Annotated in this window: 14 protein-coding genes and 1 other RNA gene; 11 read left to right on the top strand and 4 right to left on the bottom strand. The window is 54.6% G+C overall.

Annotated elements, in window-relative coordinates; translation table 11 throughout:
* The first annotated feature begins 301 nt into the window (after window positions 1–301).
* The 6 genes from epd to BJ887_RS09810 all read left to right on the top strand — a co-directional run bounded on the left by epd (window position 302) and on the right by BJ887_RS09810 (window position 6,361).
* The gene (gene epd, locus BJ887_RS09835) at window positions 302–1,321 is read left to right on the top strand and encodes an erythrose-4-phosphate dehydrogenase (RefSeq protein ID WP_014171537.1); all 1,020 of its coding nucleotides are present in this window, start codon (window positions 302–304) and stop codon (window positions 1,319–1,321) included.
* Window positions 1,322–1,370: 49 nt separating this feature from the next.
* Window positions 1,371–2,534 (top strand): phosphoglycerate kinase, encoded by a 1,164-nt coding sequence (pgk, locus tag BJ887_RS09830; protein ID WP_014171536.1) that lies wholly within the window; start codon window positions 1,371–1,373, stop codon window positions 2,532–2,534.
* 91 nt (window positions 2,535–2,625) lie between these two features.
* Window positions 2,626–3,705 carry a class II fructose-bisphosphate aldolase gene (gene fbaA / locus BJ887_RS09825; RefSeq protein ID WP_014171535.1) on the top strand — a complete coding sequence of 360 codons (1,080 nt, stop codon included), beginning with the start codon at window positions 2,626–2,628 and terminating at the stop codon, window positions 3,703–3,705.
* A gap of 187 nt (window positions 3,706–3,892) precedes the next feature.
* Window positions 3,893–4,747 carry a small-conductance mechanosensitive channel MscS gene (mscS, locus tag BJ887_RS09820; protein ID WP_014171534.1) on the top strand — a complete coding sequence of 285 codons (855 nt, stop codon included), beginning with the start codon at window positions 3,893–3,895 and terminating at the stop codon, window positions 4,745–4,747.
* 146 nt (window positions 4,748–4,893) lie between these two features.
* Entirely contained in the window at window positions 4,894–5,529 is a 636-nt protein-coding gene (argO, locus tag BJ887_RS09815) for an arginine exporter ArgO (RefSeq protein WP_014171533.1), read from the top strand.
* A 91-nt stretch (window positions 5,530–5,620) separates the two neighbouring features.
* Window positions 5,621–6,361, top strand: a complete 741-nt coding sequence (locus BJ887_RS09810) for an oxidative stress defense protein (RefSeq protein ID WP_121339809.1) — start codon at window positions 5,621–5,623, stop codon at window positions 6,359–6,361.
* Window positions 6,362–6,408: 47 nt separating this feature from the next.
* Here the strand turns inward: BJ887_RS09810 and argP are convergent, their stop codons facing one another.
* Window positions 6,409–7,302, bottom strand: coding sequence for a DNA-binding transcriptional regulator ArgP (gene argP, locus BJ887_RS09805; RefSeq protein ID WP_008499727.1), 894 nt, complete (start codon window positions 7,300–7,302; stop codon window positions 6,409–6,411).
* Window positions 7,303–7,429: 127 nt separating this feature from the next.
* Between argP and rpiA the strand changes: the two genes are divergently transcribed.
* Complete coding sequence (gene rpiA, locus BJ887_RS09800) at window positions 7,430–8,089, top strand: ribose-5-phosphate isomerase RpiA (RefSeq protein WP_014171530.1); 660 nt, start codon at window positions 7,430–7,432, stop codon at window positions 8,087–8,089.
* Between the two features lie 271 nt (window positions 8,090–8,360).
* Window positions 8,361–9,593, top strand: coding sequence for a phosphoglycerate dehydrogenase (serA, locus tag BJ887_RS09795; RefSeq protein WP_014171529.1), 1,233 nt, complete (start codon window positions 8,361–8,363; stop codon window positions 9,591–9,593).
* A gap of 45 nt (window positions 9,594–9,638) precedes the next feature.
* On the opposite strand, the gene BJ887_RS09790 is transcribed toward serA, so the two are convergent.
* The 3 genes from BJ887_RS09790 to zapA form a co-directional block, all read right to left on the bottom strand.
* The gene (locus BJ887_RS09790) at window positions 9,639–10,235 is read right to left on the bottom strand and encodes a 5-formyltetrahydrofolate cyclo-ligase (RefSeq protein ID WP_032670177.1); all 597 of its coding nucleotides are present in this window, start codon (window positions 10,233–10,235) and stop codon (window positions 9,639–9,641) included.
* A gap of 25 nt (window positions 10,236–10,260) precedes the next feature.
* Window positions 10,261–10,444, bottom strand: a non-coding RNA gene (ssrS, locus tag BJ887_RS09785) — 6S RNA.
* A gap of 41 nt (window positions 10,445–10,485) precedes the next feature.
* The gene (gene zapA, locus BJ887_RS09780) at window positions 10,486–10,815 is read right to left on the bottom strand and encodes a cell division protein ZapA (RefSeq protein WP_006811891.1); all 330 of its coding nucleotides are present in this window, start codon (window positions 10,813–10,815) and stop codon (window positions 10,486–10,488) included.
* Window positions 10,816–10,983: 168 nt separating this feature from the next.
* On the opposite strand from zapA, the gene BJ887_RS09775 reads away from it, so the two are divergent.
* The 3 genes from BJ887_RS09775 to ubiH are packed head-to-tail and all read left to right on the top strand — an operon-like array spanning window position 10,984 to window position 14,082.
* The gene (locus BJ887_RS09775; RefSeq protein WP_025203274.1) at window positions 10,984–11,562 is read left to right on the top strand and encodes a YecA family protein; all 579 of its coding nucleotides are present in this window, start codon (window positions 10,984–10,986) and stop codon (window positions 11,560–11,562) included.
* Window positions 11,563–11,593: 31 nt separating this feature from the next.
* Window positions 11,594–12,907: a Xaa-Pro aminopeptidase gene (gene pepP, locus BJ887_RS09770; protein ID WP_025203275.1), complete on the top strand. Its 1,314-nt coding sequence runs from the start codon at window positions 11,594–11,596 to the stop codon at window positions 12,905–12,907.
* The gene (ubiH, locus tag BJ887_RS09765; protein WP_121339808.1) at window positions 12,904–14,082 is read left to right on the top strand and encodes a 2-octaprenyl-6-methoxyphenyl hydroxylase; all 1,179 of its coding nucleotides are present in this window, start codon (window positions 12,904–12,906) and stop codon (window positions 14,080–14,082) included. Before pepP ends, ubiH begins: the two co-directional genes overlap by 4 nt.
* Window positions 14,083–14,094 lie beyond the last annotated feature (12 nt).

Raw genomic sequence — 14,094 nt, 5'->3', positions numbered from 1 at the left:
GGGTTACCGTTTTGTTTTTTCACGCTATCCGCTTTATATGTCCACTATTCCTCAAACATGTAACGTTCCTGTGAATTATTCCATCCAAAATGTGACGCAAGTCATATAGCGCGCTTATTGCTCTGGACAGACATTCCTTTTATTCACTGATTCGCTTATTCTAGCTGAAGCGTTTCAGTCGATTAAATGTTCGACAATTGACCAATCAATCGCAGTTTGTGACAGCAAGGATTCCCCTTCGGGCGTAGCTGGATTACTCTTTCAGCCACCTCAAACTCAGGGATAGCTTTGCAGGAGATCTATGACCGTACGCGTAGCGATTAATGGCTTCGGTCGCATCGGGCGTAACGTGGTTCGTGCTTTATATGAATCCGGGCGTCGGGCGGAAATAACCGTGGTGGCTATCAACGAACTGGCGGATGCTGCGGGCATGGCGCATTTGTTGAAATATGACACCAGCCACGGACGCTTTGCCTGGGATGTTCGCCAGGAAAGAGATCAGCTGTTTGTCGGCGACGATGCCATCCGCGTGCTGCATGAGAGCAGTATTGCCGGGCTACCGTGGCGTGAACTGGGTGTGGATATCGTACTTGACTGTACTGGCGTATACGGTAACCGCGAGCATGGCGAAGCGCATCTGACAGCAGGTGCGAAAAAAGTCCTGTTTTCCCATCCTGGCAGCAACGACCTCGACGCGACCGTCGTATTTGGCGTGAATCAGCATGAGCTGCAAGCCGAACACCGCATTGTTTCCAACGCCTCCTGCACCACCAACTGCATTATTCCGGTCATCAAACTGTTAGACGATGCGTATGGCATTGAATCCGGCACCGTAACCACGATTCATTCAGCGATGCACGATCAGCAGGTGATTGACGCCTATCATCCGGACTTACGACGCACGCGAGCCGCGAGCCAGTCAATCATTCCGGTGGACACAAAACTGGCGGCAGGTATCACCCGTTTTTTCCCGCAGTTTAACGATCGTTTTGAAGCAATTGCCGTACGTGTACCGACGATTAACGTCACCGCAATTGACCTGAGCGTGACGGTGAAAAAACCGGTAAAAGCCTGTGAAGTCAACCTGTTGCTGCAAAAAGCGGCACAGGGGGCATTTCATGGTATAGTTGACTATACGGAATTACCGTTGGTCTCAGTAGATTTTAACCACGACCCGCACAGCGCCATTGTCGATGGCACTCAAACGCGCGTCAGTGGCGCACACCTTATCAAGACGCTGGTCTGGTGTGATAACGAATGGGGCTTTGCTAACCGAATGCTCGACACCACGTTAGCAATGGCCGCTCAAGGTTTCAGGTAAGACGCATCGTGCGTCTGCAAAACTTTAAGAATCAACGAGAGGATTCACCATGTCTGTAATTAAGATGACCGATCTGGATCTGGCTGGTAAACGCGTTTTCATCCGTGCTGATCTGAACGTACCGGTTAAAGATGGCAAAGTGACCAGCGACGCGCGTATCCGTGCATCTCTGCCAACCATCGAACTGGCTCTGAAGCAGGGCGCTAAAGTGATGGTGACCTCCCACCTGGGTCGTCCAACTGAAGGCGAGTACAATGAAGAGTTCTCTCTGCTGCCAGTTGTTAATTACCTGAAAGACAAACTGTCCAACCCGGTTCGCCTGGTAAAAGATTACCTGGACGGCGTAGACATCGCTGCCGGTGAACTGGTTGTTCTGGAAAACGTTCGCTTCAACAAAGGCGAAAAGAAAGACGACGAAGCGCTGTCCAAAAAATACGCTGCACTGTGTGACGTATTCGTGATGGATGCCTTCGGTACTGCTCACCGTGCGCAGGCTTCAACCCACGGTATCGGTAAATTCGCAGACGTTGCGTGTGCCGGTCCTCTGCTGGCTGCTGAGCTGGACGCACTGGGTAAAGCGCTGAAAGAACCTGCTCGTCCAATGGTTGCAATCGTTGGTGGTTCTAAAGTTTCTACCAAACTGACCGTACTGGATTCGCTGTCTAAAATCGCTGACCAGCTGATCGTTGGCGGTGGTATCGCGAACACCTTCGTGGCGGCACAAGGCCATAACGTCGGTAAGTCCCTGTACGAAGCGGATCTGGTTGACGAAGCAAAACGTCTGCTGACCACCTGCGATATCCCGGTTCCAACGGATGTTCGCGTCGCGACTGAGTTCTCTGAAACAGCGACTGCGACCCTGAAATCTGTTAACGACATCAAAGATGATGAGCAGATTCTGGACCTGGGCGACGTTTCTGCACAGAAACTGGCTGAAATCCTGAAAAACGCGAAAACTATCCTGTGGAATGGTCCTGTTGGCGTGTTCGAATTCCCGAACTTCCGCAAAGGTACTGAAATCGTTGCTAACGCTATCGCAGACAGCGAAGCGTTCTCTATCGCAGGCGGCGGTGATACGCTGGCAGCAATCGACCTGTTCGGTATTTCTGACAAGATCTCCTACATCTCCACTGGTGGCGGCGCATTCCTCGAGTTCGTGGAAGGCAAAGTACTGCCAGCAGTAGCAATGCTCGAAGAGCGCGCTAAGAAGTAAGCCATTCAAGGGCAGGGAAACCTGCCCAATTTTCAGCGCGCTTTAAGAGCTCGCACCTTTTCTAACGGCCGAAGATACAGGACTAAGCAACATGTCTAAAATTTTTGATTTCGTAAAACCTGGCGTGATCACTGGTGATGACGTTCAGAAAGTGTTCCAGGTAGCTAAAGAAAACAACTTTGCTCTGCCAGCAGTTAACTGCGTTGGTACCGACTCCATTAACGCCGTACTGGAAGCCGCTGCAAAAGTTAAAGCACCGGTTATCGTTCAGTTCTCTAACGGTGGCGCAGCATTCATCGCTGGTAAAGGCGTGAAAACTGACGTTCCTCAGGGCGCGGCAATCCTGGGCGCAATCTCTGGTGCGCACCATGTACACCAGATGGCTGAACACTACGGTGTTCCGGTTATCCTGCACACTGACCACTGCGCGAAGAAACTGCTGCCGTGGATCGACGGTCTGCTGGACGCGGGTGAAAAACACTTCGCAGCGACCGGTAAGCCACTGTTCTCTTCTCACATGATCGACCTGTCTGAAGAGTCCCTGCACGAAAACATCGAAATCTGCTCTAAGTACCTGGCGCGCATGGCCAAAATGGACATGACCCTGGAAATCGAACTGGGTTGCACCGGTGGTGAAGAAGACGGCGTGGACAACAGCCACATGGACGCTTCTGCACTGTACACCCAGCCAGAAGACGTTGATTACGCTTACACCGAGCTGAGCAAAATCAGCCCACGCTTCACCATCGCAGCGTCCTTCGGTAACGTACACGGCGTTTACAAACCAGGTAACGTGGTTCTGACCCCAACCATCCTGCGTGATTCTCAGGAATACGTTTCTAAGAAACACAACCTGCCGCACAACAGCCTGAACTTCGTCTTCCACGGCGGTTCCGGTTCTTCTGCTCAGGAAATCAAAGACTCCGTAAGCTACGGCGTAGTGAAAATGAACATCGATACCGACACCCAGTGGGCAACATGGGACGGTATCCTGCAGTACTACAAAACGAACGAAGCTTACCTGCAGGGCCAGCTGGGCAACCCGAAAGGCGAAGACCAGCCGAACAAGAAATACTACGATCCACGTGTATGGCTGCGTGCTGCGCAGACTTCCATGGTGGCGCGTCTGGAGCAGGCTTTCAAAGAACTGAACGCGGTTGACGTTCTGTAATTTAAGCTCCTCATAGCATCAGAAGGCCCGCGAATGCGGGCCTTTTTTTATGCTTTTTCAATGGTCTGCCCGGTCCGTTTATGTGATCTGTTTGGCAAAACCGGTCCTTTTTGTTTACCCTTTACTGACCTGCCTGTCTCCATGGGGGATGGATTTTGTGTTTTTGGGATAACAAAAGGAAGACTAAATGGAACAACTCGATGTTGTAGACAGCATCAATAATGCCGGTAACTGGCTGGTGCGCAACCAGGCGCTGCTGCTGAGCTATGCCGTTAACATCGTCGCGGCGATTGCCATCATCATCGTCGGGATGATCGTGGCGCGTATCGTATCAAACGCCGTAAACCGCGTGATGCTGGCGCGTCACATTGACGCCACTGTGGCTGACTTCCTCTCTGCACTGGTGCGCTACGGTATTATTGCCTTTACGCTGATTGCTGCACTGGGGCGTGTTGGCGTACAGACTGCCTCGGTGATTGCTGTTCTCGGTGCCGCCGGTCTGGCCATTGGTCTGGCGCTGCAGGGGTCGCTCTCGAACCTGGCTGCGGGTGTGTTGCTGGTAACCTTCCGTCCGTTCCGCTCTGGCGAGTACGTTGACCTGGGCGGTATTGCCGGCACCGTACTGCAGGTGCAGATTTTCTCAACCACCCTGCGAACTGTTGATGGCCGTATCGTGGTGGTACCGAACGGGAAAATCATCGCGGGCAACATCATTAACTTTTCCCGCGAGCCGGTGCGTCGTAACGAGCTGATTATCAGCGTGGCGTATGATTCTGATATCGATCAGGTGAAATCGCTGATCGCCAATATCATTGCCTCCGACGATCGTATTCTGAAAGATAAAGAGCAGACCGTTCGCCTGAACGAGTTGGGGGCATCGTCCATCAACTTTGTTGTGCGCATCTGGAGCAAAAGCAGCGATCTGCAAAACGTTTACTGGGATGTTCTGGAACGTATCAAACGTGATTTTGATGCCAACGGGATCAGCTTCCCGTATCCACAGATGGACGTGAACCTTAAACGCGAGAAAGAAGCCGAGTAATCCTCTTCCTCAGGAGGCCCGGTGAGCGGCAACGCCACCGGGCCTTTTTATTAGCAATACTAATCACCAATTAACATTATCAATTTCCTCTAATAAGATTCTCGCAGTATAGTCAGCTCCCAGGACAACTTGCTGAGAATTTATTCATGTTATCTTATTATTTTCAAGGTCTTGCATTAGGTGCGGCCATGATCCTTCCCCTTGGCCCGCAGAACGCGTTCGTGATGAACCAGGGCATTCGCCGTCAGTATCATCTTATGATTGCCCTACTGTGCGCGGTGAGCGATTTGCTGCTGATCTGCGCCGGAATCTTTGGCGGCAGTGCGCTGCTGATGCAGTCTCCCTGGCTGCTGGCGCTGGTGACCTGGGGTGGGGTAGCGTTCCTGCTGTGGTATGGGTTTGGGGCGCTGAAAACGGCAATGAGCAGCAATCTCGAACTGGCGAGCGCCGAGGTCATGAAGCAGGGCCGCTGGAAGATTATCGTTACCATGCTGGCGGTCACCTGGCTCAACCCGCACGTTTATCTGGATACCTTTGTGGTGCTGGGCAGCCTGGGTGGGCAGCTCGACGTTGAGCCGAAACGCTGGTTTGCCCTGGGTACCGTCAGCGCCTCATTCCTGTGGTTCTTCGGTCTCGCGATTCTGGCGGCATGGCTGGCCCCGCGTCTGCGTACCGCTAAAGCCCAGCGGATCATCAATACGCTGGTGGGCGTGGTGATGTGGTTTATTGCCTTTCAGCTGGCAAAAGAGGGGATTCATCATGTTCAGGAATTGCTCAACTAAGCGTTGTCTTATGGACAACTGAGCGAGAGCCGCTAAGCTTGCTGGCATGCGCCCTGTTGTTGGGCACTCTTCGCAACATGGAGGAATGACAGTGAAGTTTAAAGTGATGGCCCTGGCGGCATTAGTGAGTTTAGGTGCGGTGTCGGTGCAGGCAAGTGAATTGCCTGATGGCCCGCACATCGTCACTTCAGGCACCGCAAGCGTGGATGCGGTACCCGATGTTGCAACGCTGGCAATTGAAGTGAACGTGGCCGCGAAAGATGCCGCTTCTGCCAAGAAGCAGGCTGACGATCGTGTTGCGCAATATCTCTCTTTCCTGGAGCAGAACGGTGTCGCTAAAAAAGACATCAGCTCTGCCAACCTGCGTACCCAGCCTGATTACGACTACCAGAACGGTAAAAGCATCCTGAAAGGCTACCGTGCCGTGCGCACCGTTGAAGTGACCGTGCGTCAGCTCGATAAACTGAACTCGCTGCTGGATGGCGCGCTGAAAGCGGGTCTGAACGAAATTCGTTCCGTCTCACTGGGCGTTGCGCAACCGGAAAAATACAAAGACCAGGCGCGTAAAGCCGCCATTGATGATGCAATCCATCAGGCGCAACAGCTGGCGTCCGGGTTCAACAGTAAGCTCGGTCCGGTATACAGCGTGCGTTACCACGTCTCAAATTATCAGCCAAGCCCGATGGTACGGATGATGAAGTCCGACGCGGCACCGGTGTCTGCTCAGGAAACTTATGAGCAGCCGACGATTCAGTTCGACGATCAGGTTGATGTGGTATTCCAGCTGCAGCCGACCCAAAGTCAGCAGACTGAGCCGGCAAAAGCGCAGTAATCCGTCTTCACTTTCCCCCTCTCCCGTCAGGAGAGGGGGATTGTTCCTTAATCCTGTCTCAACACCTTATGTCCATACGCCAACAGCGCGTCGGTGACGTTGCGCATCATGCGGCTTTCTGGCGCAAAACGGTGCCAGTAGAGCATCCGGCGCTGATACAGCCCCGGCGTTAAGTCAATCAGCTCACCGCTTTTCAACTCTTTCTCTATCTGCAGGTGCGGGATCATACAGCAGGTGGTGCCCTGACGTGCGAGCTGCACAAACGCTTCAGACGAGTTCACGATATGACATGGCACGCTGCCCGGCGGCAGATCGAAGTTTTGCTGCAGGAAGGCCTGATGCATATCGTCCAGATGGTCGAACGCCACCGCAGGGGCTTTCAGCAGCGCGGCGCGGGTGACGCCGTTCGGGAAGTAGCGCTCGGCAAACGCTTTTGAGCCGACAAACAGGTAGTCCAGTGCGCCCAGCTGATCGACAAGACAGCTCGGCAGCGCCTGAGGCTGGATACTGACCGCCCCAACCACTTCACCGCGTCGCAGGCGCTCCTGCGTACGGGTTTCATCTTCAACCTGCAGATTCAGGCGAATCGGGGAGTCTGCTAATACCGGCGCAAGGGCCGGCAATAGCCAGGTTGCCAGACTGTCGGCGTTCACCGCCAGCGAGAGCAGCAGCGGCGTTGAGCCGGTCTGTTCGTCACCCAGCCACTCATCTTCGAGCAGTTCAACCTGGCGCAGCAGGGCGAGGAGCTTTTGCCCTTGCTCCGTTGGACGCGGTGGAACAGTACGTACCAGCAGAGGCTGCCCGAACATGTTTTCCAGCTGTTTGATGCGTTGTGATACGGCGGACTGAGTGATACAAAGCTTTTGCGCTGCGCGCTCAAAACCGCGTTCACGAATAACTGCATCAAGTGCCTGTAGTGTTCTGTAGTCCGGACGTTTCATTGCTCTGGCTGACTCCTTAATTTTGCTTAATCTGCACTATGACACAATTTTCCCTTCGTGGCAGACGAAATCCACCCGACGTGTTCTATAATGCGGCCTACGTTTTCACACCACAGGCTAAACGATCATGACGCAGGATGAACTGAAAAAAGCAGTAGGATGGGCCGCTCTCCAGTATGTGCAACCAGGTACCATTGTCGGTGTTGGTACGGGCTCGACGGCGGCACACTTTATCGATGCGCTGGGCACGATGAAAGGGCAGATCGAGGGCGCAGTTTCCAGCTCCGACGCTTCCACGGAAAAGCTGAAAAGCCTTGGCATCACCGTTTTCGATCTGAATGAAGTTGACCGTCTTGGCATCTACGTTGATGGTGCGGATGAAATCAACGGCCATATGCAGATGATCAAAGGCGGCGGTGCGGCGCTGACGCGTGAAAAAATCATCGCCTCCGTGGCGGATAAATTCATCTGTATCGCCGATGCGTCAAAGCAGGTTGATATCCTGGGTAAATTCCCGCTGCCGGTAGAAGTGATCCCAATGGCGCGTAGCGCTGTGGCGCGTGAACTGGTGAGACTGGGTGGACGCCCGGAATATCGTCAGGGCGTCATCACTGACAACGGCAACGTGATCCTCGACGTTCACGGTCTGGAAATTCTCGACGCCATTGCGCTGGAAAATGCCATTAACGGTATTCCAGGCGTAGTGACTGTAGGGTTATTCGCCAACCGTGGCGCGGATGTCGCGCTGATCGGCACGGCAGATGGCGTGCAAACCATCGTAAAATGATCTGATGGGGGGAAACCTCCCCCCGCTAAAAAAATTTGAAAAGCTAAATTCGGTGACTTGTGTCACGCTTTTTACCTCTCGTTTGCCGATCCTGCCGCATTCGCAAATTTCTACAGCATTTTCCTCTGTCATTTTGCTCTGTATGACTTTTCTTCAGAGTGCCGACGCAAACGTTCATATTGCTGCAATAGTTTTTTTTGATATGTTGGCTACAGCGGATTTAAATCCAGCACAACATCAGTTCAGACAAAAACAGGGTCGGGTAAGGTAAATGGCAAAGGTATCACTGGAGAAAGACAAGATTAAATTCCTGCTGGTTGAGGGCGTGCATCAGAAAGCGCTTGATAGCCTTCGTGCAGCAGGTTACACCAACATCGAATTTCACAAAGGCGCGCTGGACACCGAAGAGCTGAAAGCGTCCATCCGTGATGCCCATTTCATTGGCCTGCGATCCCGTACCCAACTGACTGAAGACGTGATTGCCGCGGCGGAAAAGTTGGTTGCCATCGGCTGTTTCTGCATCGGTACCAACCAGGTTGACCTGAATGCCGCCGCAAAACGCGGTGTGCCTGTCTTTAACGCCCCGTTCTCCAACACCCGTTCCGTGGCGGAGTTAGTGATTGGCGAGCTGTTGCTGTTGCTGCGTGGTATTCCGGAAGCTAACGCCAAAGCGCACCGCGGCGTGTGGAACAAACTGGCTGCGGGTTCATACGAAGCCCGTGGTAAAAAACTCGGTATCATCGGCTATGGTCACATCGGTACTCAGCTGGGGATCCTGGCTGAATCCCTGGGGATGCATGTCTATTTTTATGATATCGAAAGCAAACTGCCGCTGGGCAACGCCACTCAGGTTCAACACCTCTCTGACCTGCTGAACATGAGCGACGTGGTCAGCCTGCATGTGCCGGAAAATGCGTCGACGAAAAACATGATGGGTGCTGAGGAACTGGCGCTGATGAAGCCGGGGTCACTGCTGATCAACGCTGCGCGCGGTACGGTTGTCGATATTCCGGCGCTGTGCGATGCGCTGAAGCGTAAGCATCTGGCGGGGGCGGCAATCGACGTCTTCCCGACTGAGCCTGCTACCAACAGCGATCCGTTCACCTCTCCGCTGTGCGAATTCGACAACGTGATCCTGACGCCGCACATCGGCGGATCGACGCAGGAAGCGCAGGAAAATATCGGTCTGGAAGTCGCGGGCAAGCTGAGCAAATACTCTGACAACGGTTCTACGCTCTCTGCCGTGAACTTCCCGGAAGTGTCTCTGCCGTTGCACGGTGGCCGTCGTCTGCTGCACATCCATGAAAACCGTCCGGGCGTGCTGACTGCGATCAACCAGATCTTTGCCGAGCAGAGCGTCAACATTGCCGCGCAGTATCTGCAAACGAACTCTCAGATGGGTTACGTGGTAATTGATATTGAAGCGGACGAAGATGTAGCGGAAAAAGCGCTGCAGAGCATGAAGGCTATTCCGGGTACCATTCGCGCCCGTCTGCTGTACTGATTCTGTTTCTGTGAGCATAAAGCCGGGTCGCTACCCGGCTTTATTTTACCAGCGCCAGGTTTTGCCCGGCGTCACTACCGCAGGCAGCGGGATATCCCACTTCTCTACCGGCAAGGCTTCCACGCCCTGACAGTCATGTGCGTACCCCACAGGCTGTAAATGATACTGCTGCCAGTTTTGCAGCGTCCTGTCATAAAAACCGCCCCCCATCCCTAAGCGCTGACCCTGCTCATCAAATGCAACCAGCGGCGTGATCAGTACATCCAGTTCTGAGAGGGGGAGGACGTCGCGGACGTCGAGTTTTGGTTCGGTGATTTTCAGACGATTCACCACCAGTTCGCTGTGCGGATGGTAGTGTAAAAACAGCAGATTTCCCTGGCTAAACGGATGCAGCACCGGCAGGTACACTCTCTTCCCGGCGCGCCACAGCTGTTCGATCAGCGGTTGAGTATCCAGCTCGCCATCAAACGAGAGGAACAGGGCGACGGTACGCGCCATCACAACAGGGGGATAGGCCATCATACGGGCTGCGCCTTGCTGGGCAAACTGTGCTTGCTGTTCGGGAGTTAACGCACGACGGCGTTGACGCATGAGCTGACGGATGTCCTGGCGTGAGGAAGAGACTTCAGGGAGTTGGGTCATGGTAGTCGGTAGAAGAAAAAGAGAGGGAATCTCCGAGATGCCGCCGCAGGCTGTAACCCTTGAACCCTTGGTTCAAGGTGAATGTGTCGTCATAGTTTTAAGGCTTCTCGGACGAACCGAGCATGCTCACCAACCATGGAGCGCCACATTCTTGTGGTATGAAATATCGGCTCAGGGGACTGGCCCGCTTGCGAACATCTCAGAGAAATTTTGTCTTCACAGTTACTCTACCATAGTCAACTGAGAAGTGTTATTCAAACTTTGGTCCCGGTCTTTCGGGATTGCGACCTTGATCAAGCAATGCCTGTTCTATGGTCTGCTGGAGCATTTTAATGCGCTGCTCCATGCTTGCCGCGTAATCGCGGGTCTTCGCTTTTTCCTGAGTCAGTTCATAACTGATGTTCAACGCGGCGATGAAAACCAGCTGCTCAGTATTTGTGACTCTAGTGCGTTCTTTGAGATCTTGCAACCGCTGATTCAAATCGTCCGCAGCCTGATTCAAGGCATCCCTTTGTTCAGGCGGACAATTCACTCGCAGTGAACGGCCAAAAATCTGGAGATCGACGGGTTGTGCAGACATGCCACCTTCCTGCTGATTGACTGCGCTGCCTTCGCTTACTGCCCCGGGGGCTGCGAAGGGGCGACACTATAGCTACCCTGATGTGAAGATACAAGCCCTTTTCTGGTATCACCAGGGTCCAAAGTGGTAGCATATCATGAATATTCCTCCCAACGATGACGAATGCGCATGTCTATACAGAACGAAATGCCTGGTTACAAGGATTTAAACCAGTTACTGAACCAGCAGGGAGTCGGTTTAACCTCTGCGGAAATGCACGGTCTGATCAGTGGCATGCTGTGCGGCGGAAACAGCGACAGCTCATGGCAGCCGCTGATCCACGACCTGACGAACGAAGGGCTGGCGTTTGGTCACGAGCTGGCGGAAGCCGTGCGTAAAATGCACTCCGCGATCAGCGATTCGCTGGAAGACGATGGCTTCCTTTTTCAGCTTTATCTGCCTGAAGGCGATGACGTCAGCGTCTTCGATCGTGCCGATGCGCTCGCAGGTTGGGTCAACCACTACCTGTTGGGGCTGGGCGTCACGCAGCCGAAACTCGATAAAGTGACCGGCGAAGCGGGTGAGGCGATCGACGATCTGCGTAACATTGCGCAGTTGGGCTACGATGAAGACGAAGACCAGGAAGAGCTGGAAATGTCTCTCGAAGAGATCATCGAATACGTTCGCGTTGCTGCTTTGCTGTGCCACGACCACTTTACGCGTTCGCAGCCGACCGCGCCGGAAGTCCGCAAGCCAACCTTACATTAAGAAAAATAACGCACAGGAGGGTGTCATGGTTATCTCAAATCAAGAGTATTCGCGCCGTCGTCAGGCGCTGCTGGCCAATATGCAGCCGGGCAGCGCCGCGCTGATTTTTGCTGCGCCAGAAGTGACGCGCAGCGCCGACAGCGAATACCCCTATCGCCAGAGCAGCGATTTCTGGTACTTCACCGGCTTCAACGAGCCGGAAGCGGTACTGGTGCTGATTAAGAGTAATGACACCCACAACCACAGCGTGATTTTTAACCGCGTTCGCGATCTCACAGCCGAAATCTGGTTTGGCCGCCGCTTAGGGCAAGAGGCTGCGCCAGAGAAGCTGGGGGTGGATCGGGCGCTGGCATTCAGTGAGATCAACCAGCAGCTCTATCAACTGCTGAATGGCCTGGATGTGCTTTACCACGCGCAGGGCGAGTATGCGTATGCCGATGAGATAGTCTTTACCGCTCTGGATAAGCTGCGCAAAGGTTCGAGGCAGAATCTGTCCGCCCCGGCCACCCTGACGGACTGGCGTCCGGTGGTGCATGAGATGCGTTTGTTCAAATCGCCGGAAGAGCTGGACGTGATGCGCCGCGCGGGTGAAATCAGCGCGCTGGCGCACACCCGCGCCATGGAGAAGTGCCGCCCGGGAATGTTTGAGTACCAGCTGGAAGGGGAAATTCATCACGAATTTAACCGCCACGGCGCGCGTTATCCTTCTTACAACACCATTGTCGGTGGCGGTGAAAACGGCTGCATTCTGCACTACACCGAAAACGAAAGTGCGCTGCGCGATGGCGATCTGGTGTTGATTGACGCCGGATGCGAATTCCAGGGGTATGCGGGCGATATTACCCGTACGTTCCCGGTGAACGGTAAATTCACCCCCGCACAGCGCGCGGTGTATGACATCGTCCTCGAATCGCTCGAGACGGCGCTCAGGCTGTACCGTCCAGGCACGTCCATTCAGGAAGTGACCGGCGAAGTGGTGCGCATCATGATCACCGGTCTGGTGAAGCTCGGTATCCTGAAAGGTGACGTAGATACCCTGATTACCGAGAACGCGCATCGTCCGTACTTTATGCACGGCCTGAGCCACTGGCTGGGGCTGGATGTGCATGACGTGGGAGCGTACGGTGCCGATCGTTCCCGCGTGCTGGAGCCAGGCATGGTATTAACCGTTGAGCCGGGGCTGTATATCGCGCCGGATGCCGACGTGCCGGAAGCATACCGTGGGATTGGCATTCGTATCGAAGACGATATCGTCATTACCGAAACCGGCAACGAAAACCTGACCGCCAGCGTCGTGAAAAATGCTGACGATATCGAGGCGCTGATGGCAGCGGCACGCGTATGAGCGTGATTATCGTTGGCGGCGGGATGACCGGAGCCACGCTGGCACTGGCCATCTCGCATTTTACGCAGGGAAAACTGCCGGTGCATCTGGTGGAGGCCGTTGCGCCAGAGGCCTCTGATCACCCCGGTTTTGATGCCCGCGCCATTGCACTGGCGCAGGGTACCTGTCAGCAACTCTCACGCATTGGCATCTGGCAGGCGATAGCCGACTGTGCGACGGCGATTAACACCGTTCACGTCAGCGATCGCGGTCATGCCGGTTTCGTTACCCTGGATGCGCATGATTACCGTATAGATGCGCTGGGCCGGGTCGTGGAGCTGCACGACGTCGGGTTACGCCTGTTCCGCCTGCTTAAGGATGCGCCAGGCGTGACCCTGCATTGCCCGGCGCGTGTGGCCAGCTTTAGCCGCAGTGACGCGTCGGTCAATGTGGTGCTGGAAAACGGCTCCGTCCTTGAAGGCCAGCTTCTGGTTGCGGCAAACGGTTCGCGCTCTTCGCTCGGCACGCAGTGCGGCGTGGAGTGGCGACAACAGCCCTACGGGCAGGTGGCCGTCATTGCTAACGTTTCGACAGCGGGCGCTCACAACGGCCGCGCTTTTGAGCGTTTCACCCAGCATGGCCCGCTGGCGATGCTGCCCATGTCCCACGATCGCAGTTCGCTGGTGTGGTGCCATCCGCAGGACAACGCGGCTGAGATACAGACCTGGTCTGACGAACGTTTTTGTACCGAGCTGCAAAAAGCCTTTGGCTGGCGGCTGGGACGTATTACCCACGCGGGAAAGCGGAGCGTATACCCGTTGTCGCTGACCACCGCCTCGCAGTCTATCTCCCATCGCATGGCGCTGGTCGGCAATGCCGCGCAGACATTGCACCCCATCGCCGGGCAGGGGTTTAACCTCGGGCTTCGCGACGTGATGAGCCTGGCAGAAACGCTTTCGCAGGCGTGGAGCGAGCAAAAAGACTGTGGTGCCTGGTCGGTGCTCAGCCATTACCAGAAGCGACGCCGGGCAGATAAAGAGGCGACGATTGGTGTGACGGATGGTCTGGTGCACCTGTTTGCCAATCGCTGGGCACCCCTGGTTGCAGGCCGCAATCTTGGGCTGATGGCGATGGAATTATTCATTCCGGCACGTGACGTGCTGGCGCAGCGGACTCTTGGTTGGGTCGCGCGTTAAGGAGTTATCACC

This window comes from Enterobacter sp. WPR_3_1 (genome assembly GCF_003635055.1).
GTDB classification, from domain to species: Bacteria; Pseudomonadota; Gammaproteobacteria; order Enterobacterales; family Enterobacteriaceae; genus Enterobacter; species Enterobacter ludwigii.
This window is presented reverse-complemented; position numbering and strand designations above follow the sequence as displayed.

Excerpts from the sequence above, each read along its gene's own strand:
- BJ887_RS09790 (WP_032670177.1), bottom strand. The coding sequence starts at position 10,235 with ATGACCCAACTCCCTGAAGTCTCTTCCTCACGCCAGGACATCCGTCAG.
- argP (WP_008499727.1), bottom strand. The coding sequence starts at position 7,302 with ATGAAACGTCCGGACTACAGAACACTACAGGCACTTGATGCAGTTATT.
- rpiA (WP_014171530.1), top strand. The coding sequence starts at position 7,430 with ATGACGCAGGATGAACTGAAAAAAGCAGTAGGATGGGCCGCTCTCCAG.
- serA (WP_014171529.1), top strand. The coding sequence starts at position 8,361 with ATGGCAAAGGTATCACTGGAGAAAGACAAGATTAAATTCCTGCTGGTT.
- epd (WP_014171537.1), top strand. The coding sequence starts at position 302 with ATGACCGTACGCGTAGCGATTAATGGCTTCGGTCGCATCGGGCGTAAC.
- zapA (WP_006811891.1), bottom strand. The coding sequence starts at position 10,815 with ATGTCTGCACAACCCGTCGATCTCCAGATTTTTGGCCGTTCACTGCGA.
- mscS (WP_014171534.1), top strand. The coding sequence starts at position 3,893 with ATGGAACAACTCGATGTTGTAGACAGCATCAATAATGCCGGTAACTGG.
- BJ887_RS09775 (WP_025203274.1), top strand. The coding sequence starts at position 10,984 with ATGTCTATACAGAACGAAATGCCTGGTTACAAGGATTTAAACCAGTTA.
- ubiH (WP_121339808.1), top strand. The coding sequence starts at position 12,904 with ATGAGCGTGATTATCGTTGGCGGCGGGATGACCGGAGCCACGCTGGCA.
- argO (WP_014171533.1), top strand. The coding sequence starts at position 4,894 with ATGTTATCTTATTATTTTCAAGGTCTTGCATTAGGTGCGGCCATGATC.
- pgk (WP_014171536.1), top strand. The coding sequence starts at position 1,371 with ATGTCTGTAATTAAGATGACCGATCTGGATCTGGCTGGTAAACGCGTT.
- fbaA (WP_014171535.1), top strand. The coding sequence starts at position 2,626 with ATGTCTAAAATTTTTGATTTCGTAAAACCTGGCGTGATCACTGGTGAT.